The sequence below is a fragment of the Serinicoccus sp. JS2-9 genome, from assembly GCF_059025165.1.
On the sequence record NZ_CM180091.1, the window covers coordinates 233,434 to 258,145 of the forward strand.

A 24,712-nucleotide genomic window follows, 5' to 3' on the forward strand; every position below is an offset into this window, starting at 1 on the left:
TCTTCGACTTTGAGCGTGGTGGGGCCCTGACGTAGGGCTCGCGGCCCTGCGCCAGCATGGGTGTTGTCTAGGCATCCAATGAGCGAGGACCGCGAGCGTGCACCAGCGTATGTTCGACGTCGATGCGGCGTCGATACTGTTCAACCTGTCCGGGTACCGAGTCGTGAGCGCCAGCCCTGCTGCCGCCGACGAGCGTCCGAGGCAGGTGGTCATCGAGACCGTCGTCTGCGAGCGTGCCTGCCCGTCCTGCGGGGTGCTGTCCTCGCGGGTTCAGGCCCGCCCGGCCCAGCACGTGAAGGACGTGACCTGCGGCGGCAGCCGCTGGATGTGGTCGTGCGCAAGCGGCGGTACGTCTGCCGTGAGGCGCTGTGCCCGCGGCGCTCGTTCACCGAGGAGACCGAGCAGCTGCCGGCCCGGGCACGGGTCACGACGCGGCTGGCCGAGCAGGTGATCAGCGCCTGCCGGGCCGAGCCCCGCGCGGTGTCCCGGGTCGCCGATGAGGCTGGCCTGTCGTGGCCGACGGTGATGCGGATGCTGACCACCACCGTGGACCTGGACACCAGCGTCGACCGCCGGCACGTGGCGCGCCTGGGGATCGATGAGCACCGGTTCCGCACCGTGCGCTACCTGCGCGACCCCGACACCCAGAGCGTGAAGCGGGTCGAGCCCTGGTCGATCGTGGTCACCGACCTCGATAACGGCGCGATCTTGGACGTCGTCGACGGCCGCCGCGGCGGCACCGTAGAGGCGTGGTTGGGTGCCCGGCCCCGGTGGTGGCGCCGGCGGGTGCAGGTCGTCGCACTGGACATGTCCAGTGAGTTCCGTGCCGCCGTCTGCACGGCGCTGCCCAGGGCGAGGGTCAGCGTCGACCACTGGCACGTGGTGCGGCTGGCGAACGAGATGGACACCAAAGTGAGGCGGCGGCGGGTGTGGGAGCTGCACGAGCGTCGCGGCCGCGGCACCGACACCCCGTGGAAGTACCGCAAGCTGCTCACCTGCGCCGGCGACCGGCTCACCGTCCGTCAGCGGACGAAGCTGCAGCAGATCCTGGCCGAGGACGTCGAGCTTGCCGTCGCCTGGGGTATCAAGGAGCACGTCCGCCAGGTCCTCACCGCCCGCGGCACGTCTTCGTTCCAGCGGCACTGGGCCCACCTCGAGAGCGCTGTGCGAGCGACCCGCCTGCCCGAGCCGGTCGCGCTGTTCCGGACGCTGCGTGCGTGGCGTCGTGAGCTGCTCACCTTCTGTCGGACGAGGGTGACCAATGCGAGAACGGAGGCGGCGAACCTGACCGCCAAGACGATCAAGAGGGTTGGCCGCGGGTACCGCAATCACGACAACTACCGATGCCGCATCATTGGCTACGCGCCCCGACCGATCGCGGCGTGAACACCCGAACCACGCTCAAAGTTGAAGAGCCGCTTTACCTCCTATCGACCGCTTGCCCGCCTTCGTCGGGCTCCACCCTTAGAGAGCAGGCACGGTCGCTCTTGAAGCCATTCGCCACGGGATCGAAGCTCACGTCAAATGGTGAGACGGTGCTTGACTGGGCTCAGGAGGTTTCCCAGTAGCACTTTTAAGCCCGTTCCAATTCTGTTCATTGTGAGGTATGTCAACGATCGGACCAGTCCTGGCAGCAGTTGGGTTCTTAATGCCCGGAGCGACTGCCGGAAACCCGATCGGATTGATACAACCAACTATTGCAGCCAGCAATAGCAATGCAACAGGTCGAATCTCCGCACCATGGGGCAATTAGGCAAGTAGCGTCCTTCTGGGCGAAGTGACGCAGCGGGGAGCGATCGTCAGGGGAGTTTCGCTGAACAGCCTGGTGGCGGCTGGGCGTGATGTGACGCCTACCCCGTTGGTGGCCTCCGGCTCCCAACTCACTCCTGGGGAGGGCGGGCCAGGTCGGAGAGCTTGGCGGCGATCTCCGCGTCACGACCCTGAGCGGCGTGCTGGTAGCGAAGGGCGGCCGCGATGGTCGAGTGGCCGAGCCGCGCCTGTAGCTCGGCGAGCGTGGCGCCGGTCATGGCGGCCATGGTCGCGCCGGTGTGCCTGAGGTCATGGATCCGAAGGTCCTCGCGACCGGCAGCGGCCCGCGCCTTACGCCAGGCCGTGTGCAGCACCGTCGGCTGCATGTGGCGCTCGTGGTCGCGCATGGATGGGAAGAGCAGGGTGCCCGCGCCAGGTGGCACGTGCTTCTCCAGGTGCTGCTCCAGGGCAGGGACGATGTGCGGGGGCACGCTGACCTCACGGGTGCCGGCGGCCGACTTCGGCGTGCCGACGATCGGCTGGCCGCGGACCCATGACACCGCCCGGGTCACCTTCACCACGCCGCGGTTGAGGTCGAGATCGCGGCGGCGCAGCTCGAGCACCTCCCCCACCCGCAGGGCGCACCAGGCGCAGAGCAGGACGAGTGCACCGAGCTGGCCCGGCATCTCCTTCACTAGCACGTCCAGCTCGGGAAGCGTCGCCGGGCGGATCTCCTTCTTGGTCGGCGGGTTCGAAGCGGCGCGAACACGGCACGGGTTGCTGGCGAGGAGCTCGTCGGTGACCGCGGTGGTCAGGATGGCCCGCAGCAGCGCGTAGGCGCGCGCGTTGACCGTCGGGTGCTCCGGGGACATACCTGCCCACCATCGGCGCACGAGGGCCGGCGTGAGGTCCGACACGAGCAGGTCGCCGAACTCCGGCGCGAGGTAGCGCCGCAGTAGGTGCTCGTATCCCTCGCGGGTCCGCGGCTTGAGGGAGCGGTCGGTGAGCCACTGGCGGGCGTACTCGCCGAAGGTGGGCGGTGCCAGCCGCTCGGCCAGCTCCGCCCGCCGCTTTGGGGCGACCCAGCCGTCCCCGTTCACCAGGGCCCACTCCTTGGCCAACCAGGCCTCCGCATCTGCTTTGGCGAGGAAGGTGTGCGGAGCGGTGTGCCGCCCCAGATCGGGACCGGTGTAGCTCGCCTGCCACCGCTTCGACGGCAGCCGCCGCAGTGCCCCGAAGCCTCGTCTCGTTGCCATCCCGCACCCCATTTCGTGCAACATACGTGCAACAAGGGTGCCACTTCGCGCCTACTTCTGACAACGTGTGACCACGCCATCTACAGGCGCACGAACGTCGTTCCCGCAGGTCAGAGGGGTTCAATCGCTGCTCAGGAGGAGAGCTGGCGAAGGGACTCGAACCCTCAACCACCTGTTTACAAGACAGGTGCGCTACCAATTGCGCCACGCCAGCCGGTCCCGGCGCTGAGCCGAGCCGACCGTCGATGCTACCGGTCTCAGCCGATGACGTTGGCGTTGAGCCACTTCTGCAGGCCGACGACGGTGCGGTAGTTCATGGAGCTCGACCCGTCCCGCGAGATGCCGATGTGGCTCTGCAGCGCGGCCTGCGACAGCGGGCCCCAGTAACCGTCAGCGCGCGTGCCGATCTCCGCCTGCACCGCCTTGATCGTCCGCGTGTCCCACACCCCGGTCTCGGAGACGCCGACCCAGCGCTGGATCGCCTTGGTGGTGAGCGGTCCGCGGCTGCCGTCCAGCGCCAGCGGCGCCATGTCGCTGCTGCCGCCGCCCCCGGAGCCGCTGCTCACCTGAGCCATGATGCTGGCGCTGATCCAGCCGTAGCGTCCCTCCAGCTTCACCCAACCGCTGCTCTCCGATCCGGTGAAGGTCGTGCCGTAGCGCGCGCCACCGATCACGGCGTAGTTCGTGCCCGGGCCGGACCGGATGTTGGCGCCCTGCCCCGCCGTCACGCGCCACGTCGCGGAGTCGCCCGGCTCGGGCGTCGGCTCCGGGGTCGAGCCGCCGGGGTCGGTCGTCGTCAGCGTCGCTGCGGAGATCCAGCCCCGGCCGCCGTCAATCTGGACCCAGCCGTTGCTCAGGGAGCCGGTGATCCGGGTGCCTCGGCTGGCACCGCCAACCACGGGGTATGACGTGCTCGGGCCCGAGCGGATGTTGGCACCCTGCGAGGCGCTCACCCACCAGGTGCCCTCGGTGCCGGGGTCCGGCGCGGGGGTCGAGCCGCCCGGGTAGGGCTCGAGCCCGTTGCTGAGAGTCAGCCCCGCGCGGACCGAGCAGACCGGCCAGGCGCCCGGGCCCTGCACCTTGAGCACCTCCTGGGCGATCCTGATCTGCTGCAACTTGGTCGCCTGGTGCGCATACGCCGCATACCGCTGCCCGCCGAAGCCGACCCAGGTGGGCTGATAGAACTGCAGCCCGCCGTAGTAGCCGTTGCCCGTGTTGATGTCCCATCGGCCGCTCGACTCGCACTCGGCGACCCGGTCCCACACGTTGTGGCCGTCGGCCGACGCGCTCGGGGCAGTCAGGCCGACCGCCGCGAGGGAGGCGGTGCCGGCGAGGGTGGCCTGGCCGGCGCGACGCAGGGCGGCGCCGACGCGGCGGGGAGCACGGTGACGGGCAGGGCGAGCCATGGGGTAGTCCTATCGGTGGGACGGATTGGGGCGCCTGGGACGGGCCCCCGATCCACCGTAGGGAAGGTTCAGCGCCCAGGGAAGCCCACTGTGATGAGACTCACGTGGTGACGTACACGCCCACTGACGATTGTGACGCTGAGGAACGCGACGCTCAGCGGATCTGGAACGGCAGCAGGTCGAGCACCGAGTAGCCCTCCGGCAGCGGCCACCACGACACGAAATCGCCACCGGTGAGCGAGAGATAGGCCAGCGCCCCACCCCCGACGAGGCACAGCGTGATGAGGATCACCGACGGCACACCGGAGGGCACCACCCCCCGCACCACGGTCCGCGAGCCGCGCCGCAGCGACGTGCTCCCGAGCCCCCACCAGCCGAGCCAGCCACCGATGAGCGAGCCCAGCCCCACGGCGAGCGGGTGATCCGGCCCCACGCCGATCATGAGCTCGGTCGAGCTGACCAGCCCGGAGAAGACGAGCGCCACGACCCCCGCGACGGCCAGCGGCAGCAGCAACGACAGCAGCGTCCCGAGCGCGGCGGAGATCAGGTGCCACGGCGAGGCGAGCACCGCCATCGGCACGTCGCTCCGCCGCGGCCCGACCTCGTGCCGACGCAGCACCAGCCCGGTCAGCGACTTGTCGACCGTGCGCGTCACCAGCCCCCACACGGCATACAGCCCCCAGGCGAGCACCGGCACCGCCGACGCGATCCCGACGAACGCCACGAGCATCGCCGTGAGCGTCCCGCTGCGAGCGCTGCGCCCGATCCTCGGGTCCGGTCGCCCCTGCTCCGGGTATGCCGTCGGCCCGCCGTTCGCGCCGTCCGGTCGCGCCGGGGGCTGGCCCTGGCGCACCTGCGGGCTGGGTGCGTAGCCACCCTGCTGCGGCGCGTAGCCCTGGGGCGCGCCGGAGGGCTGGCCCTGCTCTCCTGCCCAGCCACGCTCCCTCACCGGGCCCTGCCCAGCCCACCCCCGCGGCTGCGCCTGCGTCGAGGACGACGGCCACTGCTGCGGCTCACGTGGCTGCGAGGGCGGGGGCGCCGGGGCTGCCCTCGTCGGGTCCGGCACCCGCCTGGGCGCCTCGCGCGTCGCCGGGCTCTGCGGCGTGGCCCGGGTCGCGTCCGGCACGCGCAGCAACGCCCCGGTGACGTCCTCGCCCCGGGCATACAGCTCGATCGCCTCGAGCACCTCCTCGGTGCTGGGGCGCCAGGACGGCCGCGGCGAGAGCGCCGTCGCCAGCAGCGGCGCCAGCTCGGGGTCGACCCCGTCGAGCTGCACCCGCCCCCGCACGACGCGGTCGAGGACCACGGTCATCGGGCCGCGGCCGAAGGGTGGCTGGCCGGACGCGGCATACGCCAGGCAGGCAGCCCACCCCCACCAGTCGGTCGCCTCGGTCACCTCGCCCCCGTCGACCAGCTCGGGCGACAGATAGCCCGGCGTGCCCATGACCAGCCCGGTCGAGGTCAGCCGGGAGTCGTCGGCGACCTGCGCGATGCCGAAGTCGATGACCACCGGGGTCAGCTGATCCCCCTCACCCACGAGCAGCACGTTGCCCGGCTTGAGGTCGCGGTGCACGATGCCGACGGCGTGGATCGCCTGCAGCGCGTCGGCCAGCCCACGCGCGAGCCGCAGCAGCGCCTCGCGCCCGAGCGGCCCCGTGCTGTCGATGACGTGGTCCAGCGGCCGACCGGGGACGTACTCCGTCACGATGTAGGGCGCATCCCCGTCGACGTCGGCGTCCAGGACCGCCGCGACCCGCGGGTGGTCCACCCGCGCGAGCGTGCTGACCTCGCGCCGCAGCCGCTCGCGCGACCGCTCGTCGTGCGCGATGTGCGGGCGCAGCACCTTGATCGCGACCTCGCGACCCCGGTCGTCGGTGGCGCGCCACACGACCCCCATGCCGCCCTCGCCGATCCGCTCCTGCAGGTCGTAGCGGCCCACCCGACGCGGCACGACGATCGGCACCTGCTCGGTGACGTCGCCCTGGCCCCCGTCCTCGCGCCCACCCGTGGGCACCGGACGGGTCGCGTCCGGTGCAGGCCGCTCGGCGTGCGGCATCTCGGTGGTCACGGGTTCCACGGTATGCGGTCTTCCTGGTCGGGTGGTGAACGTCCGGTGGCGTGGGGTGGACCGGCGGTGTGTCAGGCCCGGCCCCTAGGCTGGTGCCACGTCACAACGGACGATTGAGGGGCGCGAGAGGTTCCACATGGCCGAGAACTCCACCGACGGCACCTACGACTTCGTCATCGCGGCCAACCGGCTGCCGGTCGACCAGCACGTCCTCCCCGACGGCTCCACCGAGTGGCGCACCGCCCCCGGCGGCCTGGTCACGGCGATGGAGTCGGTGATGCGCGGGCGGGAGGCGGCCTGGGTGGGCTGGGCCGGCTTCCCCGGCGAGGCGCCCGAGCCCTTCGACGACGGGCAGCTGCGGCTGCACCCGATCCCGCTGTCGGCCAAGGAGCTCGCCGACTACTACGAGGGCTTCTCCAACGACACCCTCTGGCCGCTCTACCACGACGTCATCGTGCCGCCGACCTTCCACCGCTCCTGGTGGACCTGTTACCGCGAGGTCAACCAACGCTTCGCCGACGCGGTCTGCGAGGTCGCCGCGGAGGGCGCGACGGTGTGGATCCACGACTACCAGCTACAGCTCGTGCCCGCGCTGGTCCGCGACCAGCGCCCCGACCTGCGGATCGGGTGGTTCAACCACATCCCCTTCCCGCCGGTCGAGCTCTTCGCCCAGCTGCCCTGGCGCGCCAACATCCTGCGCGGCCTCCTCGGGGCCGACTTCCTCGGCTTCCAGCGCGCCGACGACGCCCGCAACTTCGGGCGCTCCTGCCGGGCGGTCCTGGGCGCGACCACCAAGGGCGACAAGGTCGAGTGGGCCGGCGCCGACGACGACCGGCTCGGCGCGGCACCGCGCACGGTCCGGGCCGCCGCGGTGCCCATCTCGATCGACGCGGCCGGCTTCCGCGAGCTCGCCGACTCCCCCGAGGTGCGCGAGCGCGCCGCTGAGATCCGGGCGTCGCTCGGCGACCCTGACGTCGTGCTGCTGGGCGTCGACCGGCTCGACTACACCAAGGGCATCAGGCACCGGCTGCGCGCTATCGGCGAGCTCTTCGAGGACGGCTCGATCGCCACCCCCGACGTGACCTTCGTCCAGGTCGCCACGCCCAGCCGGGAGCGGGTCGAGGCATACCGCACGCTGCGCGAGCAGATCGAGGGCACCGTCGGCCGGATCAACGGCGACTACTCCGACCTCGGCTCCAGCGCCGTGCACTACCTGCACCAGTCCTACCCCCGCGCCGAGATGGCCGCGATGTTCCAGGCCGCCGACGTCATGCTCGTCACCCCGCTGCGCGACGGCATGAATCTCGTCGCCAAGGAATACGTCACCGCCCGCCACGACGGCGGAGGCGCGCTGGTGCTCTCGGAGTTCACCGGTGCCGCCGAGGAGATGCCGCAGGCCTATCTGTGCAACCCGCACGACATCGCCGGCCTCAAGGAGACGATCCTGCGGGCGATCCGCGCCGAGCCGGCCGACAAGGCACGCCGGATGAAGTCGCTGCGACGCCGGGTCCGGAAGCACGACGTCCAGTCGTGGGCCGAGAACTTCCTCACCGCCCTCTCCGCTGCTCCCGAACGCCCGTCGAGGACCGTCCCCAAGGAGGACGCGTGACCCTCTCCCCCGACCTGCAGGCTGCCGTCGCCGACTTCGGCGCGCTCGAGCGCGTGCTCGTCGCCACCGACTTCGACGGGGTGCTGGCCCCGCTCGTGCTCGACCCGATGGACTCCCGCCCGGTCGACGGAGGTATGCCGGCGCTCACCGCCCTCGCCGAGCTCCCCGGCACGACGGTCGCCCTGGTCAGTGGTCGGGCGCTCGACCCCTTGCGCGAGCTCTCGGGCGCGCAGGACCCGCTCGTGCTCATCGGCAGCCACGGCGCCGAGGACTCCCGGCAGCCCGGCGGCCTGGCACTCGTCGACGACCAACTGGCGTTGCTGGAGCGCCTCGACGAGGAGCTCGCCGCCTTCCGCGAGGACCATCCCGGCGCCCGGGTGGAGAGCAAACCAGCCGCCCGCGTGGTGCACACGCGTGGGCTTCCCGAGGCCGAGGCCCAGGCCGCGCTCGCGGCGGCGCAGGAGCTGGGGGCACGGCATACCGCGCTGGAGGTGACGCCCGGAAAGGGCGTCGTCGAGCTAGCTGCCGCGCACGTCGGCAAGGGGGTCGCCCTCGTCGCGCTGGCCACGGAGCTCGGCGTTGACGCGGTCTTCTACGCCGGTGACGACCTCACCGACGAGCACGGCTTCGCGGCGCTCGCCGACGACCCCGACACCGATCGGGCTGGGCGCCGGCTCACGATCCGGGTGGGCGACGGCGAGACGTCAGCCCGCTTCCGCGTCACCGACGAGCAGCACAACGTCGAGCTGCTCCAGGCCCTCCTCGCCGCCCGCCAGCACGCGATCGCCTCAGCCAGTTAGCCCCCCTAGCCCCGGAGCCCCCACCCCAACCGGGTGTCGCGCATGGTTGCCCTCCGCCCCACCGGGCGCCACGGATGGTTGCCCCCAGCCCACCGGGCGTCGCGAAGGGTTGCCCTCAGCCCCACCGGGCGTCGCCCATGGTTGCTCGGCGCCGCACTGGCCCCGTCGACTGCCGCAAAATGAGCTCGGGGTCGAAGAGATACTCCCGCCGGTCCACCGGCTCGCCCGCGATCTCCTCCAGCACGGCCCTCACCGAGGCCTCGGCCATGCCGGCGACGTCCATGCGCACCGTGGTCAGCGGCGGGTCGACGAAGGTCATGAAGGCCACGTCGTCACCGCCGACGACCGAGAGGTCCTCCGGCACCCGCAGCCCGGCCTGCGCCGCGGCGCGGAAGACGCCGAGCGCCATGACGTCCGAGCCGCAGATGATGCCGGTCGCACCCGCCTCGATGAGCTGCCGCCCCGCGGCCGCGCCCCCCTCGATGGAGAAGAGCGTCGTGCAGGTCAGCGCGTCGACGTCGACCGCGTCGGCACCCGGATCACCGGCCGCAAGGTCCGCCATCGCCTCCCGGAAGCCCTCGATCCGGCGCTGCACCGGCACATACCGTGACGGCCCGGTCGCGAAACCGATCCGGGTATGTCCCAGGTCGCGCAGGTGCCGCACCGCCAGCCGCATCGACGCGTGGTCGTCGTGGCTGATGAAGGTGGCGTCGATCCCCTCGCGGTAGCCGTTGACCAGCGCGATCGGCAGGCCTCGGTCGCGCAGCGCGGTGTAGCGCTCGATCCCGGCACGGGTGTCGGCGTGGAAGCCGCTGACGAAGACGATCGCGGAGACCCCGCGGTCGAGCAGCATCTGGACGTACTCGTCCTCGTGCACGCCACCGGGCGTCTGCGTGCACAGCACCGGGGTGAACCCGGCGGCGGCCATCTGCGTCTCGATGCATTGGGCGAACATGGGGAAGACCGGGTTGGTCAGTTCCGGCGTCACCAGCCCGACCAGACCGGCGCTGTTGCGCTGCAGCTTGCTGGGCCGCTCATAGCCCAGCACGTCGACCGCGGTCAGCACCGCCTGCCGGGTCGCCGCCGCCACCCCCGGCTTGTCGTTGAGCACCCGGCTCACTGTCGCCTCGCTGACACCGACATAGGCCGCGAGGTCGGCGAGCCGCCCGCGGGCGGTGCCCGTGCCGTCGACCGGCCGCTTCGGGATCGTCATGCTGCTCACCAGCCACCTCGGTAGTCCTCGGGCACCGGCTCCCAGGCAGGCGCGTCGGTCGGCCACGTCACGACGTCGACGGTCGGTCCGTCGGCGCTGATCCGCACCGTCTGCGCACCCACGCCGGCGGCGTCCCCAAACCGCAGGACTCCACCGGCCGCGCCCGGGAGCGTCGTCACGGGAAGCTCCACGGCCGGGTGCGCGGCGCGGGCGATGTGCACCAACGCGGTCTCCTGCGGGTGCTCCCGCAGGAAGATCATCGCGTCGCCCTCAGCATAGAGCCAGCGCAGGCCGCCACCCCAGAGGGCGGGCGACTCGCGGCGCAGCGCGATGAGCGCGCGGTAGTGCTCGAGAAGCTCCTCGTCCCACGCTCCGTCGTCGCTCCCGCGGGAGTCCCACGGCATGGGTCGTCGGCCGTCCTCGCCAAAATCGCCAGGTATGCCGATCTCGTCGCCGTAGGTGATCATCGGGATCCCCGGCATCGTGAGCAGCAGCCCGGCCGCGACCCTGACCTGCTCGACGTCGTCGCCGACGAGGGTGCGCACCCGGGTCGTGTCGTGCGAGCCGACCAGCGTCATCGAGTGCGTCCAGGAGCGCCACGGCACCAGCGAGCCGAACTCCCGCATCGTCTCGGCCACCAGGTCGGCGCCCAGGCGCGGCACCTGCAGCGGGCTGCCGAGGAACTTGGGGGCGAAGTCGGCCGCACGCAGCCAGGTCCACACGGGCCGGGTGAAACCGGAGTAGTTCATCACCCCGTGCCAGCCGTCGCCGTCGACGTCGCGGCTGTGGTCGTGGGTGTGCTCGGCGACGAGCAACCCCTGGCCGCCGGTCGCGCGGTCCACCGCGGCACGCGTCTCGCGGGCGACCACGTGGGTGAGGTCGTCGCTCTTGTAGCGCCCGGTCATGTTGGCGACGTCGACCCGCCACGAGTCGAGGCCGCAGCCCTCCCCCAGCCAGCGCTCGATGACCGAGTCAGGCCCGTCGGTGAGGCGGGCGCGCAGGCTCTCCGCCCGGTGGTCCAGCTTGGGCAGGCTCTCGACACCCAGCCAGGTGACGACGTCACGCGAGTCGGCCTCGTCCCGGACGTACCACGCGCCGAACTCGCCGTCCGGGTCCTGGCGCGCGGCGGCATACCACTCGTGCGCGTCGCCGGTGTGGTTGGTCGTGATGTCGCCCATGACCCGCAGGCCGCGCTCGTGCGCCGCCTCCTGCAGCCGCAGCAGCGCCGCGTCACCCCCGAGCACCGGGTCGACGGCGTCGAAGGTCGAGGCGTCGTAGCGGTGATTGGAGCGCGCCGGGAAGACGGGCGTGAGGTAGAGCACGTCGGCACCGAGCTCGACGAGGTGGTCGAGGTGCTCGCGAGCGCCGTCCAGCGTGCCGCCGAAGACCTGGTAGGGGTTGTCCTCCCGGGTCAGCGAGACGGGGTCGTCCCAGCGGGCAGGCACCGCCCACGGCGGCAGGTCGGCGCGTGGTCCCCCGGCGTCGCCGTCGGGCTCGACGCCGGTGTCGCGGGCGAACCGGTCGGGGAACACCTGGTAGACGACCGCCTGCTGGGCCCACTCCGGCGGCGCGGGGTGGGTGGTGATGCGGAAGTCGCTCGTGTCGGGCACGTCGCGCGGGTGCACCCCGGTGCCGTTGAGCCAGGCATACCCGTCGCCACCGGCTCCCTCGAGCAGAAAGCGGTAGTTCGTCACCGGGTTGTGGCAGGTGATCTCGGCCTGCCACCAGTCCTCGTGGTCGTCGGAGTGCACGACGCGGGCGTCGGTGAAGAACTGCTCGCCGTCCGGGGTGGTCCGGACGTGCACCGCCGAGACCCCGACGGCGCGCGGCACCCGCACCCGGACCGAGACCACCGATCCGGGCGCGGGAGCCGCGTCGCTGACGTAGAGCGGCGACCCGTCGTGGTGGGGATCAGCCGCCTCGGTCACTTCACCGAGCCCGCCGTCATCCCGCCGATGAGCAGCCGCTGTAGGCTGAGGTAGACCAGCACCACCGGCAGCGAGGCCAGGAGAGCACCGGCCACGAACTGGCCGAAGTACTCGTTCTGGTTGGCCTCGCGGGTGTTGTAGAGCCCGACCGCGAGGGTCTGGGTCTCGGCCTGGGTGAGGAAGATGCTCGCGAGGAGGAACTCACCCCACAGGCCGACGAAGGCCAGGATGCCCACGGTGGCCAGGATCGGCCGGACCAGCGGCAGGATGATGGTGAGGAAGACGCGGGCATGGCTGGCGCCGTCGATCTTGGCCGCCTCGTCCAGCTCCCGGGGGATGGTGTCGAAGTAGCCCTTGAACAGCCAGATGTTGGAGCCCATCGCCCCACCCAGGTAGACCAGCAGCAGACCCCACAGGGTGTTGAGCCCGATCTGGGGGATGATCTCGCCGACGTTGGCGAAGGTGATGTAGAGCGCGATGAAGGCGAGCATCGCGGGGAACATCTGGACCAGCAGGATGAAGAGCAGCCCGAACCGGCGACCGGTCCACCGGAGCCGGGAGAAGGCATACGCCGCGGCGGCCCCCAGCACGAGCGTGGCGAGCGTGGCGACACCGCAGATGATGAGCGAGTTGCGATACCACGCCCAGTACGGGCGCGCGCCGTCGTTGAAGAGGTCGTTGAAGTTGTCCAGGCCAGGCCGGGTGGGCAGCAGCCCCGAGGTCGACAGCGTGCCGGCGTTGTTGAAGGCCGAGGACACGATGAAGATGATCGGGAAGAGCGCGAAGGCCAGGCAGAGGAGCGCGAGCGCGTGCCTCCACCAGACCGCCCGGAAGGACGTGCGGCGCGACTTGGTCGTCACGGTGTAGACGTCGGACGCCTTGGTGTCGAGCCGGCCGTCGCGCGCCTTGTCGCTGCCGTGCGCGTCGACCGCGCCCATGGTCGTGTTGGTGGGGTCCTGAGGAGAAGTCATGTCAGTTCACGTCCTCGAGCGCGGCGGTCTGGCGGAATCCGAAGTAGCTGACGATCGCCACCAGGAAGAAGATGATGACCGAGATGGCGGAGGCGAAGCCGAAGCTCGGCGTCGCACCGCCCAGGGCCAACCGGTAGGCGAGGCTGATGAGCAGGTCGGTGGACCCGATCGAGCTCTGGCCCCCCACGAAGGGTCCGCCCTCGGTGAGCAACCAGATGAGGGAGAAGTTGTTGAAGTTGAAGGCGAAGGACGCGATCATCAGCGGCCCGACGGCGACGAGGAGCAGCGGCATGATCACCCGCCGGATCGTGGTGAACGCCCCGGCCCCGTCGATCTGGGCGGCCTCCTTGACGTCGCTCGGGATCGCCTGGAGCGCGCCCGTGCAGACGATGAACCAGTAGGGGAAGCCCAGCCAGAGGTTGGTGATGAGCACCGAGGCCCGGGCCCACCACGCGTTGCCGGTCCAGTTGATGTCGAGCCCGAAGAGGTTGTTGATCAAGCCGAAGTCGGGGTTGAACATCGAGGCCCAGACCAGCGCCGTCACGTAGATCGGGAGCGCGTAGGGAAGGATCAGCAGCGAGCGGTAGATCCCCTTGCCCTTGAGCCGGTCGTCGTTCATGAGGATGGCGATGGCCATGCCCAGGATGAACGTCGCGAAGACGGTGAAGGCGGCGAAGAAGACATTCCACACGAAGACCTTGGTCAGGCCCTCGCGCAAGGTCGCGTTGGTGAAGGCGCTCGTGTAGTTCTCGAAGCCGACGAACTCGCGCCAGCCCTGCGGCAGCTCGGCGCCCTCGCCGCTCTCCGGGACGAAGTTGGCGTCCTCGGCGACGTAGACGGTGCCCGTCACCGTGTCGGTGATGGTGTCGGCCGCCTCGTCGTAGACCTTGGTGGGTGTCCCGATGAAGGCCTCGGACAAGCCCACCTGACGGATGCCGGCCGTCTGCTCGCCCGCGTCGTTGAAGACGGGGACACCGAAGTCGGCGAGGTCGTCGGACCGGTCATTGACCTCCTGCGGGGTCAGTGTCGTCCACCCCTCCGCGGAGGTGATCCGACCGGTCGGGCCGGCCTCGACCCCCTCGGCCGGCAGCTCCTCCAGGCCATCCAGGTTGCCGACGAAGTAGGCACCCTCGGCGTCGGTGAGCAGGTAGGCGAGGTCGCCGGTGGCCGCGTCGGTGCCCTCCGGGACGGCGATGTTGAGCGCGTAGCGCGAAGAGCCATCGACCTCGCGGACCGAGTTGGCCGTGATGGAGGCGATCGCCTCCTCCTTCGAGCTGATGTGCCCGTCACCGAAGTTGGTGAAGGAGATCTGCACCGTGTAGACCAGCGGCCAGATCTGCAGCAGGAGCATGAGCAGCACACCCGGGAAGAGGTACTTCGCCGGGATCGCCCGCTTCGTCGCATACACCGCCAGGACGCACAGTCCGATGAAGGCGACGAGGGAGACCATGAGCCAGTGGCCGGCCTCGATGATCTGCTGGGCCATCCAGCCCAGCACGACCAGACTCAGCAGGATCAGGACCCACTTGACGATCTGGACCCACAGCGGGGTCCGGGAGCTGAACTCGAGGTGCTCGCCGCTCGGTTCGAGGTTGTCGATCGCGGCGTCGACCTCGCGGCTCGTGGTGTTGGACATCATCGTCTCTTTCTCGCTGCGGCTCCCGGCCTCGCGGCCGGCTCGTCAAAGGGTGCTGGTGACGGGGTATGCCGGGGGTGGCGACGTCGCGCGACGTCTCCCAGGACGGACGTGGGGTGTGCCGAGGCCCCCGGCTCTCGGCATACCGCGCAGTGCTGCGGTTGGGGTGCCCCGGCCCGGCGGCAGGTGGGTCTGACCGCCGGGCCGGGACGATGAGGGGAGGGTCAACGGCCGATGTTGGCCACGATCTCCTCCTGCGCTGACGCCAGGCGGTCAGCCGGGGCGTCGCCGGAGACGATGTCGGCGGTGGCCTGGCCCAGGGGCTGCCACACGGCGTTCATCGCCGGGATGTTCGGCATCGGCGAGGCACCCTCGCCGGCCGCGGCCCAGGCCTCGATGTCCTCGTCCTCGGCGGACACGGTGTCGAGGGCCGACTGCAGGGCCGGGGGACGCTGGCCCGCCTCGAAGAGCGCGAGCTGCATGTCCTCGGTGGTGACGTAGGTGTTGACGAACTCCTGCGCCAGGGTCGGGTTCTGCGCACCGGAGGCGACGTAGAACATCTGAACCCCGAGGAACGGCACCGGCTCGCCGCCGTCCTCGAACGCCGGGATCGGGTCGATGGCGTACTCGATGTCGGCGCCCTCGACGTTGGGGATGGTCCACGGGCCGGCGATCATGTAGGGCGTGCGGCCCTCGGCGAACAGCGACTCCATGGTCGGGAAGTCGATGTTGACGTTGAGCGCGTTCTCCTCGGCCAGCCACGCCATCTTCTCGGCGCCCTGGATGGTCTCCTCAGAGTCGACGATGACGTTCTGGGCGTCCCAGCCGCCGTCGTCGTTGGTGCCGAAGATGCCGCCGCCGTAGGCGGACAGGTAGGGGTAGGCGTGGTAGGCGTCGCCGACCGAGGACACGACGGTGACCATCGGCTGGTCCGCGTCACCGGCGTCGACCAGCTCCTGGCCGGTGGAGACGAGCTCCTCCATGGTGGCCGGGGCGTCGGGGGCGAGCGCGGTGTTGCGGATGAGGCCGAGCGACTCGGTGGCGTAGGGGACGCCGTAGATCTGGCCGTCGTACTGCGTGGCCGCGAGGGACTCCTCGGTGAACAGGCCCTGGGTGTCGGACGACATCTGGACCGGCTCCACGATGCCGTTCTGGACGAACTCGCCCAGCCAGTCGTGGGCGCCGACGACGATGTCCGGACCCTGGTCGACGTTGGCGGCGTCCTTGAACTGCTGGCGGACGTCGGTGGCGACCTGGACCTGGGTCGTGATGCCGTACTCCTCCCCGAACTGCTCGGCCCACTCGGTCAGGATCGGGGCGCGGACGTCGTCGGACCAGATGACGAGCTCGGCGTTCTCGTCGCGGACGGGGGCCTCGGTGGAGGCGGCGTCGTCTCCGGCGGCCTCGTCCTCGGAGCCCTCCTCAGAGCCCTCGTCGGAACCAGCCGACTCCTCGGCGGCGTCGCCGCCGGCGTCGGTGGTGTCCTCGGTCGAGTCGCCGCCGCAGGCGGACAGCAGCAGCGCCGCCGCGCTGGTGATGGCTACAGCACCGGTGGTGCGCTTCATGGTTCTCCTTCGAACAGTGATGAGGTCACGGTCCCGCCGCTGCCCGGAGGTGGCGACGATGCCGCCAGCTGCCCCCACGTCAACGGTGTGGGTCAGCCGGTTCGATGAGTATGCAAGAGACCGACGAGCAATGCAAGAACTTGCAAGAATCTGTCAGGTCACGATCTGCTAACGTTACGTCAGTCATCGGCAACGGCGCCCTGACGGCCATGGTCGTCGCCCACGTCGGAGCCGGGGGCATCCCCCTCGGCAACCGTCGACGGGGCCATCCTTTACGACGGATCGTCCGGCACGTACCTGCCGGTGAAGGAGAGCACATCATGGCAACGGTGACCTATGACAAGGCCACGCGCATCTACCCGGGGGCGGACACCCCCTCCGTGGACTCCCTGGAGATCGACATCGCCGACGGCGAGTTCCTCGTCCTCGTCGGCCCCTCGGGCTGCGGCAAGTCCACCTCCCTGCGCATGCTCGCCGGGCTGGAGGAGGTGAACGGCGGTCGCATCCTCATCGGCGACAAGGACGTCACCCACATGCCGCCCAAGGACCGCGACGTCGCGATGGTCTTCCAGAACTACGCGCTCTACCCGCACATGTCGGTCGCCGACAACATGGGCTTCGCGCTCAAGATCGCCGGCAAGTCCAAGTCCGAGATCCGCGAGCGCGTCGAGGAGGCCGCCAAGATCCTCGACCTGACGCAGTACCTCGAGCGCAAGCCGAAGGCGCTCTCGGGTGGTCAGCGTCAGCGTGTCGCGATGGGCCGCGCGATCGTGCGTCAGCCGCAGGTCTTCCTCATGGACGAGCCGCTGTCGAACCTCGACGCCAAGCTCCGCGTGCAGACCCGCACCCAGATCGCCTCGCTGCAGCGTCGCCTCGGCGTCACCACCGTCTACGTCACCCACGACCAGGTCGAGGCGATGACGATGGGTGACCGCGTGGCGGTCCTCAAGGACGGCATCCTGCAGCAGTGCGACAGCCCTCGGCACATGTACGACAACCCGACCAACGTCTTCGTCGCCGGCTTCATCGGCTCCCCGGCCATGAACCTCATGACCGTGCCGGTCGCCGACGGCGGCATCAAGCTCGGTGACTACGTCCACCCGGTGGAGCGCGAGGTGCTCGCCAAGGCCGGCAGCGAAGTCGTCCTCGGTGTCCGCCCGGAGGACGTCGACCTGTCCGACTCCGGCCGCGGCCTGCCGATCGAGATCGACGTCGTCGAGGAGCTCGGCGCCGACGCCTACGTCTACGGCGAGCTGCCCGGCTCCGGCGCGACGGACAAGCCGTTCATCGCCCGCGTCGACGGCCGCACCCCGCCCAAGAAGGGCGAGATCGTGCACTTCTCCCCCAAGGGCGACCACGTGCACCTGTTCAACCTGGAGACCGGCGAGCGCATCAGCAGCTGAGCCGGCTGGCGCGGGCTCGCCGCCCGCGCCACTCTCGACGGAGGCCGCCTGTCCCATCCGGGGCAGGCGGCCTTCGCCGTCCCCTCTCCCCCCATCCCTCGGGCGTCGCCAGGGGTCAGGGTGTGGTGACCCTGTGTGGTCGTGGTGGGCGCGTGTCGCGATGGCGACCCAGGGTCACCACGACCGCACGGGGTCACCACGAGGTCGGTCTGTCTGGTGGTGGCGGTGACTGGCCTAGGCTGGCAGGTATGCCGCTCGACATCAGCGCGATCAAGCTCGACCCGGCGATGCTGGACCTCCCGTGGGACGTGCCGCTCGAGGAGTGGCCCGAGAGCTATCTCGCCGCGCTCCCCCGCGGCATCTCGCGCCACGTGGTGCGCTTCGTCAAGCTCAACGGCAAGGTCCTCGCCATCAAGGAGATGTCCGAGCCGCTGGCGCGCCGGGAGTTCCAGACGCTGCGCAACCTGCGCCGCCTCGACCTGCCGACGGTCAAACCGCTGGCCGTCGTGGCCGGCCGCACCGATGCCGACGGTGAGCCGCTGGACGCCTGCCTCGTCACCCAGCACCTGCGCTTCTCGCTGCCCTACCGCGCGGTCTTCAGCCAGCGGATGCGCCCCGACACCGCCCGCCGCACCCTCGACGCGCTGGCCGTCCTGCTCGTCCGGCTGCATCTGGCCGGCTGTTTCTGGGGTGACGTCTCCCTCTCCAACACCCTCTTCCGCCGCGACGCGGGTGACTTCGCGGCATACCTCGTGGACGCGGAGACGGCCGAGATCCATCCGGCGCTGTCGCGCGGACAGCGGGAGCACGACCTCTTCGTCGCGCACGGCAACATCGCCGGCGAGTTCATGGACCTCGAGGCGGCGGGGCGCCTGGACGAGGGCGAGGACCCGATCGAGATCGCCAACCGGATCATGCACCGCTACGAGCTGCTGTGGGACGAGCTGACCGGCGAGGAGCGTTTCGAGCAGGGCGATCGCTGGCGCGTGGACGAGCGCATGCGCCGCCTCAACAACCTCGGCTTCGACGTCGACGAGCTGGAGATGACGACCGACTTCGACGGGGCATACATCCGGATCCAGCCCAAGGTCGTCGACGCCGGCCACCACTCCCGGCGCCTCATGCGCCTCACCGGGCTGGACGTGGAGGAGAACCAGGCTCGCCGGCTGCTCAACGACCTCGACGCCTACCGCGCCGCCACCGACCGGCAGGACGACGACGAGGAGCTCATCGCGCACGACTGGCTCGCGCAGGTCTACGAGCCCATCACCCGGTCGGTGCCGCGCGAGCTGCGCACCAAGCTGGAGCCCGCCGAGCTCTTCCACGAGATCCTCGAGCACCGCTGGTATCTGTCCGAGCAGCAGGGCCACGACATCGCCATCGAGGACGCGGTGGCCGACTACGTCAGCACCGTCCTGCCGAGCAAGCCCGACGAGATCTCGATCCTCGGCGTCGACACCGAGGAGATCCCGATCCGCGCCCGGGTCTCCGGTTGATCTGAGGTATGCCGCGTCAGTCGCCTATGGTGACCGGGTCGGAGCGTCGGCCGACCAGCACCACGACCGCGGCGACGGCCCCGATGACCACGGAGATGCCGATCACGTAGACCGACACCCCGGCATAGCCGCTGGGCACGAGGTCGGGGTTGTGGGGGTTGAGGAACGGGTAGGAATACCAGAAGCCCTCGCCCGTCACCAGGTTGACGACCCAGGGACCGCGCACGAGGTTGGACAGGATGGTGAAGAAGCTGAAGAAGTTGACGATGGTGGTCCCCAGGTCGCGGTCGGCCTCGACCGCGCCGCCGATCGTCCCCCAGGCCTGAGCGAGGACCGCGGCCAGGATCAGCGCCGCCGCGACGAGGCGGACGACCGCCCAGGTGCTCGCCGATGCTGGTGACCTGCCCACGACAGAGAAAGAGAGCGGTAACAGCAACCACTGGCGACGCTCGGTGGGAGGGGGGTGGGAGGGTCCGTCAGCGGCGGGCGTTGCGGGCGGCTCGGGCGCAGGAGATCTCGTAGAGGCTGACCGCCGCCGCGATGCCGGCGTTGAGCGACTCGGTGACCGCCGCCATGGGGATCGAGACGATCTGGTCGCAGGTCTCCCGGACCAGCCGGGACAGGCCCTTGCCCTCCGACCCGACGACCACCACGAGCGGCTGGTCGGCGAGCTCGAGGCCGGGCAGCTCGACCTCGCCGTCGGCGTCGAGGCCGATGACGAAGAAGCCTGCCTTGCGGTAGGCCTCCAGGGCACGCGTGAGGTTGGTCGCCTGGGCGACCGGCACGCGCGCGGCCGCCCCGGCCGAGGTCTTCCACGCCGACGCGGTCATCCCGGCCGAGCGCCGGGCGGGCACGACGACACCGTGCGCCCCGAAGGCTCCGGCGGAGCGCACGATGGCCCCGAGGTTGCGCGGGTCGGTGATGCCGTCGAGCGCCACGATGAGCGGCGTGCCCGGCAGCTGCTGGGAGAGCAGGTCGTCGGGGTGGGCGTAGTCGTAGGGCGGCACCGCGAGCGCGAGCCCCTGGTGCGCCGCGCCGTCGGTCATCCGGTCCAGCTCGCCGCGCGGCGCCTCCATGACAGGGATGCCGCCCTCGGTCGCCAGGGTCAGGCTCTCCCTCACCCGGTCGTCGGACTCCATCCGGGAGCCGACGTAGAGCGCCGTCCCGGGCACCCCGGTGCGCAGGGCCTCCAGGACGCTGTTGCGCCCCGCCACCACCTCGGTCGAGGGCTTGCCACCGCGCCGACCACCCGAGGCGCCACGCGTCCCTGTGGCGCGGGTGCCACCGCCGGCCCGACCGGTCGCCTTCTCGGCCCGTGCCGACCGCCGCGCCGCCGGGTGGCCGGTGCGCTCCTCGGCGCGCGGGGTCGGCCCCTTGCCCTTGAGCTGCTTGCGGCGCTGGCCGCCCGAACCGACGACCATGCCCTTCTTGTTGCTCGTGCGCGCCGCGCGCCGCCGCTGGTTGCCTGCCATGTCTCTCCTCCTCAGCGCAGCGCCCAGCGGGCGCCGGCCGGCGTGTCCTCGATGACCACGCCGAGCGCGGTCAGCTGGTCGCGGATGGCGTCCGCGGTCGCGAAGTCCTTGTCCGCCCGGGCCTGCGCGCGGGCGTCGAGCCGGTCCTGCACCAGTGCGCCCAGCACCTTGGCGCCGCGGTCCTGGCCCGCTGCTCCGGCGCCGCCCCAGGCAGTGTCCAGCGGGTTGGCGCCGATGACGTCGAGCATCGCCAGCACCTGCAGCACGGTATGCCGCAGCGCACCCGCGTCGGCCGCTCCGTCCGCGTCGTCCCCGAGCGCCTTGTTGCCCTCCCGCACCAGACCGAAGACGACGGCGAGCGCCTCGGAGACGTTGAGGTCGTCGTCCAGAGCCTCGCGGAACGGTGCCGGGAAGGCCTCGTCCACAGCCAGGGCCCGCGACGCCTCGACCAGCTCGTCGGCGCTCGCGCCGAGCGCCTCGCTCGCCCGCCCGAGGAAGCCCTCGATGCGCTCCACGGAGGCGAGGGCCTCGGCGAGCGAGCCCTCGCCATACTCGATGACGGAGCGGTAGTGCACCGCCGAGAGGTAGAAGCGCAGCACGAGCGGCCGCACCGACCGCGTCAGCTCGGTCACCGCGAGCGCGTTGCCGAGCGACTTGCCCATCTTGGCGCCCTTGACGGTGACCCAGGCGTTGTGCAGCCAGAAGTTCGCGAACTCGAGCCCGGCCGCGCGTGACTGCGCCTGCTCGTTCTCGTGGTGGGGGAAGCGCAGGTCGACGCCGCCGCCGTGGATGTCGAAGGCGTCGCCGAGATACTTGCGCGCCATCGCCGAGCACTCCAGGTGCCAGCCGGGGCGACCCTCGCCGTAGGGCGTCGGCCAGCTCGCCGTCTCGGGCTCGCTCGCCTTGCGCCCCTTCCACAGCGCGAAGTCACGCGGGTCGCGCTTGCCGCGCGGGTCGGCGTCACCGGCGGGCTCCATGTCGCTGAGCTTCTGCCGGGTGAGCGAGCCGTAGTCCGGCCAGGAGTTCACGTCGAAGTAGACGTCGCCGGAGCCGTCCTGCGCGGCATACGCATGACCCTTGTCGACCAGCGTGTCGATGAGCGCGACCTGCTCGGTGATGTGCCCGGTCGCGCGGGGCTCGTAGGTCGCGGGGAGCACCCCGAGCAGCTCCAGCGCGTGGCTGGTCTCGCGCTCGTGCGCATACGACCAGGCCCACCAGGGGCGGTCCGCCTCGGCCGCCTTGGTGAGGATCTTGTCGTCGATGTCGGTGACGTTGCGCACGAGGGTGACGTCGTAGCCGTGCCCACGCTCCAACCAGCGGCGCAGGATGTCGAAGGCGACGGCGAAGCGGACGTGCCCGATGTGCGGGCTGCCCTGGGTCGTGAGCCCGCAGATGTAGATGCCGACGTGCAGGCCGGCCGGGTCCAGCGGCACGAAGGGCCGCAGCTCGCGGGTGGCGGTGTCGAACAGGTGCAGACTCACGAGGGTCAAGGCTACCTGCGGTATGCCGCCTCCCTCGCCGTCCGCGTATGTCGGGACCGCGCTCTCCGCCTCAGGGTGGAGGCCCGATCTCCCCCGGTCGTCCGGCGCGGCGTGGGTCCGGCCATCCCTAGCGTGGAGGCATGCTCATCGCCGAGGAGTTCCTCATCGTCACCCGCCACGACCGCGGCCACGACGCCGTCGGGCACGCGGACCTCACCGCCGCCGGGGCGCTGCTGTGCGAGCTGGCGCTGCGGGAGCGGATCGCCCTCACCGACCGCAACGGGGGCGGCGGTGGCAGCAGCTGACCCAGGCCCTCTCCTAGGCTCGACGGTATGCCGATCGTGCACGAAGGTGACCAGACCCGCCTGACCGTCCTCACGCCATACCTCCTCCGGGTCGAGTGGTCACCGACGGGGACCTTCACCGACGCACCCACCCAGACCGTGCTCACCCGCGACCTGCCGGGCGGTGCGGGCCTGGACCCGCTGGTCGAGCCGTGGCGCGGCGGGGTGAGGGTGGTGACGGAGGGCTTCGAGCTGCACCACGACGGCGGCGCACCCACCGCCTCGGGTCTCACCCTGCAGGCGCGCGGAGGCGTGACGAGCTATCACTCGCGCTGGCGCTTCGGTGAGCCGGTCGACGACCCGCTCCCCGGCACGACGCGCACCCTCGACGGCGTCGACGGGCGAACCCCTCTAGAGCCATCCTTCCTGTCCCGCAACGGGATCGGGGTGCTCGACGACTCCGCCTCGCTGATCCGGACTGGCCCGGGTCTGACCGACCTGACCCCGCGCGAGCCGGGGGCGGTCGACCTCTACGTCTTCGCCCACGGGCGCGACTACCGCGGGGCACTCCGCGACTTCCACGCGCTCACCGGACCGGTGCCGCGGGTGCCGCGCTTCGTCCTCGGCAACTGGTGGAGCCGCTACCACCCCTACACCGCGCAGGAGTATGCCGCGCTGCTCGACCGCTTCGAGGCGGACCGGGTGCCGTTCTCGGTCGCGGTGCTCGACATCGACTGGCACCCGGTCGACATCGACCCGGCGCTGGGCAGCGGGTGGACCGGCTACAGCTGGAACACCGACCTCATCCCCGATCCTGACGGGTTCCTCGCGGATCTGCACCGGCGCGGGCTGCGCGTCACGCTCAACGACCACCCGGCGGACGGCGTGCGCTCGCACGAGACGGCCTACGCGGCCATGGCGCGCGCGATGGGGATCGACCCTGCCTCCGGCGACCCGGTCGCCTTCGACCCGACCTCGGAGGACTTCTGGAGCGCCTTCTTCGAGCACGTCGCCGGGCCGCTTCAGGAGCAGGGCGTCGACTTCTGGTGGATCGACTGGCAGCAGGGAGCCCACTCGGCGCTGCCCGGGCTGGACCCGCTGTGGATGCTCAACGAGCGGCACTACGCCGAGCAGGCGGCAGCCGGGAAGCGGCCCCTGGTCTTCTCGCGCTATGCCGGGCCGGGGAGCCACCGCACGCCGATCGGCTTCAGCGGCGACACGATCATCAGCTGGGAGTCGCTGGCCTTCCAGCCGGAGTTCACCGCGAGCGCGGCGAACGTCGGCTACGGCTGGTGGAGCCACGACGTCGGCGGGCACTGGGGCGGGGTCAAGGACGTCGAGCTCGCGGTCCGGTGGGTGCAGCTCGGGGTGTGGTCACCGGTCAACCGGCTGCACGCGTCGGCCAGCCCGTTCCAGGGCAAGGAGCCGTGGCGCTTCGGGCCGGAGGCGGAGCGACTCATGGGCGACGCGCTGCGCTGGCGGCACCGGATGCTGCCCTATCTCGCGACGATGGCCGAACGCGCTGCGGCAGAAGGGATCTCACTGGTCGAGCCGGTCTATCACCGGCACCCCGAGGCCGAGGGTGCGTATGCCCACCCGACCACCTTCTTCTTCGGGGCCGACCTGCTGGTCGCGCCGGTCGTGACCTCACGCGACCGGCGGACCGGGCTGGCGGCGACCCCGCTGTGGCTGCCGCCCGGGCAGTGGCGCGACCTCGAGACCGGCCGCCGCTACGACGCGGGCGCGCACGGGCGGAGCGTGACGGCATACCGGGATCTGGCGCACACGCCGGTCTTCGCCCGGGCCGGCGCGGTGCTGCCGCTGACCGCGGCGGAGGAGGTGGTGGGCGGTGTTGACCTGCCGAGCCACCTCGAAGTGCTCGTGGCGCCGGGGGCCGACGGTGAGCACGTGCTCGTCGAGGACGACGACGGGCCGGAGACGACGCGCCGCGTGGCCCGGACGCCGCTGAGGTGGGACGACGCGGCGGGAGTGCTCACCGTCGGGCCCGCCGAGGGCGAGGTGGGCGTGCTGTCGGAGCGGCGCACCTGGAGCGTGCGGGTGATGGGTACGACCGCGTCGGCGACGACGCGGACCGACGTGCCGGTGGGCGAAGAGCTGACGCTCCGGCTGGACCGGGGTGCGGAGCCGGGGGACGACCTCCTGGGTGCGTGCTTCGCCCTGCTGGACGCCGCCGAGGTCGAGCACCACGCCAAGGAGCGCGCCTGGGAGGTGCTGCGCCGCGGCCTCGAGGGCCGCGCCGGGGGCGCCCGGGTCGGAGCCGCCCGGGTCGTGGACGAGCTCCGCTCGGTCGACCTCGACGATGCTCTCGTCGGGGCGCTGACCGAGATCGTCACCGCCGGCGCCGACTGACGACC

General features: G+C 71.1%; 17 protein-coding genes, 1 tRNA gene and 1 pseudogene. 7 read left to right on the forward strand and 12 right to left on the reverse strand.

Features of this window, described 5'->3' with window-relative positions:
• Window positions 1–109: 109 nt before the first annotated feature.
• Window positions 110–1,386 (forward strand): annotated as a pseudogene (locus tag AC5PYY_RS01220) (ISL3 family transposase).
• Window positions 1,387–1,880: 494 nt separating this feature from the next.
• Here the strand turns inward: AC5PYY_RS01220 and AC5PYY_RS01225 are convergent.
• The 4 genes from AC5PYY_RS01225 to AC5PYY_RS01240 all read right to left on the reverse strand — a co-directional run bounded on the left by AC5PYY_RS01225 (window position 1,881) and on the right by AC5PYY_RS01240 (window position 6,479).
• The gene (locus AC5PYY_RS01225) at window positions 1,881–3,005 is read right to left on the reverse strand and encodes a tyrosine-type recombinase/integrase (RefSeq protein ID WP_493898011.1); all 1,125 of its coding nucleotides are present in this window, start codon (window positions 3,003–3,005) and stop codon (window positions 1,881–1,883) included.
• 141 nt (window positions 3,006–3,146) lie between these two features.
• A tRNA-Thr gene (locus AC5PYY_RS01230) sits at window positions 3,147–3,219 on the reverse strand.
• A gap of 43 nt (window positions 3,220–3,262) precedes the next feature.
• Window positions 3,263–4,411, reverse strand: a complete 1,149-nt coding sequence (locus AC5PYY_RS01235) for a transglycosylase family protein (RefSeq protein WP_493898012.1) — start codon at window positions 4,409–4,411, stop codon at window positions 3,263–3,265.
• Between the two features lie 154 nt (window positions 4,412–4,565).
• Window positions 4,566–6,479 carry a serine/threonine-protein kinase gene (locus tag AC5PYY_RS01240; protein WP_493898013.1) on the reverse strand — a complete coding sequence of 638 codons (1,914 nt, stop codon included), beginning with the start codon at window positions 6,477–6,479 and terminating at the stop codon, window positions 4,566–4,568.
• Between the two features lie 136 nt (window positions 6,480–6,615).
• Here AC5PYY_RS01240 and AC5PYY_RS01245 point away from each other — a divergent pair, with 136 nt between their 5' ends.
• The gene (locus tag AC5PYY_RS01245; RefSeq protein ID WP_493898014.1) at window positions 6,616–8,088 is read left to right on the forward strand and encodes an alpha,alpha-trehalose-phosphate synthase (UDP-forming); all 1,473 of its coding nucleotides are present in this window, start codon (window positions 6,616–6,618) and stop codon (window positions 8,086–8,088) included.
• Window positions 8,085–8,888 (forward strand): trehalose-phosphatase, encoded by an 804-nt coding sequence (otsB, locus tag AC5PYY_RS01250; RefSeq protein WP_493898015.1) that lies wholly within the window; start codon window positions 8,085–8,087, stop codon window positions 8,886–8,888. Before AC5PYY_RS01245 ends, otsB begins: the two co-directional genes overlap by 4 nt.
• Window positions 8,889–9,003: 115 nt before the next feature.
• On the opposite strand, the gene AC5PYY_RS01255 is transcribed toward otsB, so the two are convergent.
• The 5 genes from AC5PYY_RS01255 to AC5PYY_RS01275 all read right to left on the reverse strand — a co-directional run bounded on the left by AC5PYY_RS01255 (window position 9,004) and on the right by AC5PYY_RS01275 (window position 16,201).
• Window positions 9,004–10,101: a LacI family DNA-binding transcriptional regulator gene (locus AC5PYY_RS01255; RefSeq protein ID WP_493899307.1), complete on the reverse strand. Its 1,098-nt coding sequence runs from the start codon at window positions 10,099–10,101 to the stop codon at window positions 9,004–9,006.
• Between the two features lie 5 nt (window positions 10,102–10,106).
• Entirely contained in the window at window positions 10,107–12,029 is a 1,923-nt protein-coding gene (locus AC5PYY_RS01260; RefSeq protein ID WP_493898016.1) for a glycoside hydrolase family 13 protein, read from the reverse strand.
• Complete coding sequence (locus AC5PYY_RS01265; RefSeq protein WP_151525414.1) at window positions 12,026–13,000, reverse strand: sugar ABC transporter permease; 975 nt, start codon at window positions 12,998–13,000, stop codon at window positions 12,026–12,028. The genes AC5PYY_RS01260 and AC5PYY_RS01265 overlap by 4 nt, the downstream gene beginning before the upstream one ends.
• Window position 13,001: 1 nt before the next feature.
• Window positions 13,002–14,639: an ABC transporter permease subunit gene (locus tag AC5PYY_RS01270; RefSeq protein ID WP_493898017.1), complete on the reverse strand. Its 1,638-nt coding sequence runs from the start codon at window positions 14,637–14,639 to the stop codon at window positions 13,002–13,004.
• A gap of 221 nt (window positions 14,640–14,860) precedes the next feature.
• Window positions 14,861–16,201, reverse strand: coding sequence for a sugar ABC transporter substrate-binding protein (locus tag AC5PYY_RS01275; RefSeq protein ID WP_493898018.1), 1,341 nt, complete (start codon window positions 16,199–16,201; stop codon window positions 14,861–14,863).
• A gap of 320 nt (window positions 16,202–16,521) precedes the next feature.
• On the opposite strand from AC5PYY_RS01275, the gene AC5PYY_RS01280 reads away from it, so the two are divergent.
• Both AC5PYY_RS01280 and AC5PYY_RS01285 read left to right on the forward strand, forming a co-directional pair.
• A complete protein-coding gene (locus AC5PYY_RS01280; RefSeq protein ID WP_493898019.1) occupies window positions 16,522–17,604 on the forward strand; it encodes an ABC transporter ATP-binding protein in 1,083 nt (360 codons plus the stop codon).
• A 248-nt stretch (window positions 17,605–17,852) separates the two neighbouring features.
• Window positions 17,853–19,100, forward strand: coding sequence for a DUF4032 domain-containing protein (locus AC5PYY_RS01285; protein ID WP_493898020.1), 1,248 nt, complete (start codon window positions 17,853–17,855; stop codon window positions 19,098–19,100).
• Between the two features lie 16 nt (window positions 19,101–19,116).
• On the opposite strand, the gene AC5PYY_RS01290 is transcribed toward AC5PYY_RS01285, so the two are convergent.
• The 3 genes from AC5PYY_RS01290 to cysS all read right to left on the reverse strand — a co-directional run bounded on the left by AC5PYY_RS01290 (window position 19,117) and on the right by cysS (window position 22,053).
• Window positions 19,117–19,509 carry a hypothetical protein gene (locus tag AC5PYY_RS01290; protein ID WP_493898021.1) on the reverse strand — a complete coding sequence of 131 codons (393 nt, stop codon included), beginning with the start codon at window positions 19,507–19,509 and terminating at the stop codon, window positions 19,117–19,119.
• A gap of 67 nt (window positions 19,510–19,576) precedes the next feature.
• Window positions 19,577–20,572 (reverse strand): 23S rRNA (guanosine(2251)-2'-O)-methyltransferase RlmB, encoded by a 996-nt coding sequence (gene rlmB / locus AC5PYY_RS01295; protein ID WP_493898022.1) that lies wholly within the window; start codon window positions 20,570–20,572, stop codon window positions 19,577–19,579.
• 11 nt (window positions 20,573–20,583) lie between these two features.
• Window positions 20,584–22,053, reverse strand: coding sequence for a cysteine--tRNA ligase (cysS, locus tag AC5PYY_RS01300; RefSeq protein ID WP_493898023.1), 1,470 nt, complete (start codon window positions 22,051–22,053; stop codon window positions 20,584–20,586).
• Window positions 22,054–22,193: 140 nt separating this feature from the next.
• Here cysS and AC5PYY_RS01305 point away from each other — a divergent pair, with 140 nt between their 5' ends.
• Entirely contained in the window at window positions 22,194–22,358 is a 165-nt protein-coding gene (locus AC5PYY_RS01305; RefSeq protein ID WP_493898024.1) for a hypothetical protein, read from the forward strand.
• Between the two features lie 27 nt (window positions 22,359–22,385).
• Window positions 22,386–24,707: a glycoside hydrolase family 31 protein gene (locus AC5PYY_RS01310; RefSeq protein ID WP_493898025.1), complete on the forward strand. Its 2,322-nt coding sequence runs from the start codon at window positions 22,386–22,388 to the stop codon at window positions 24,705–24,707.
• Window positions 24,708–24,712 lie beyond the last annotated feature (5 nt).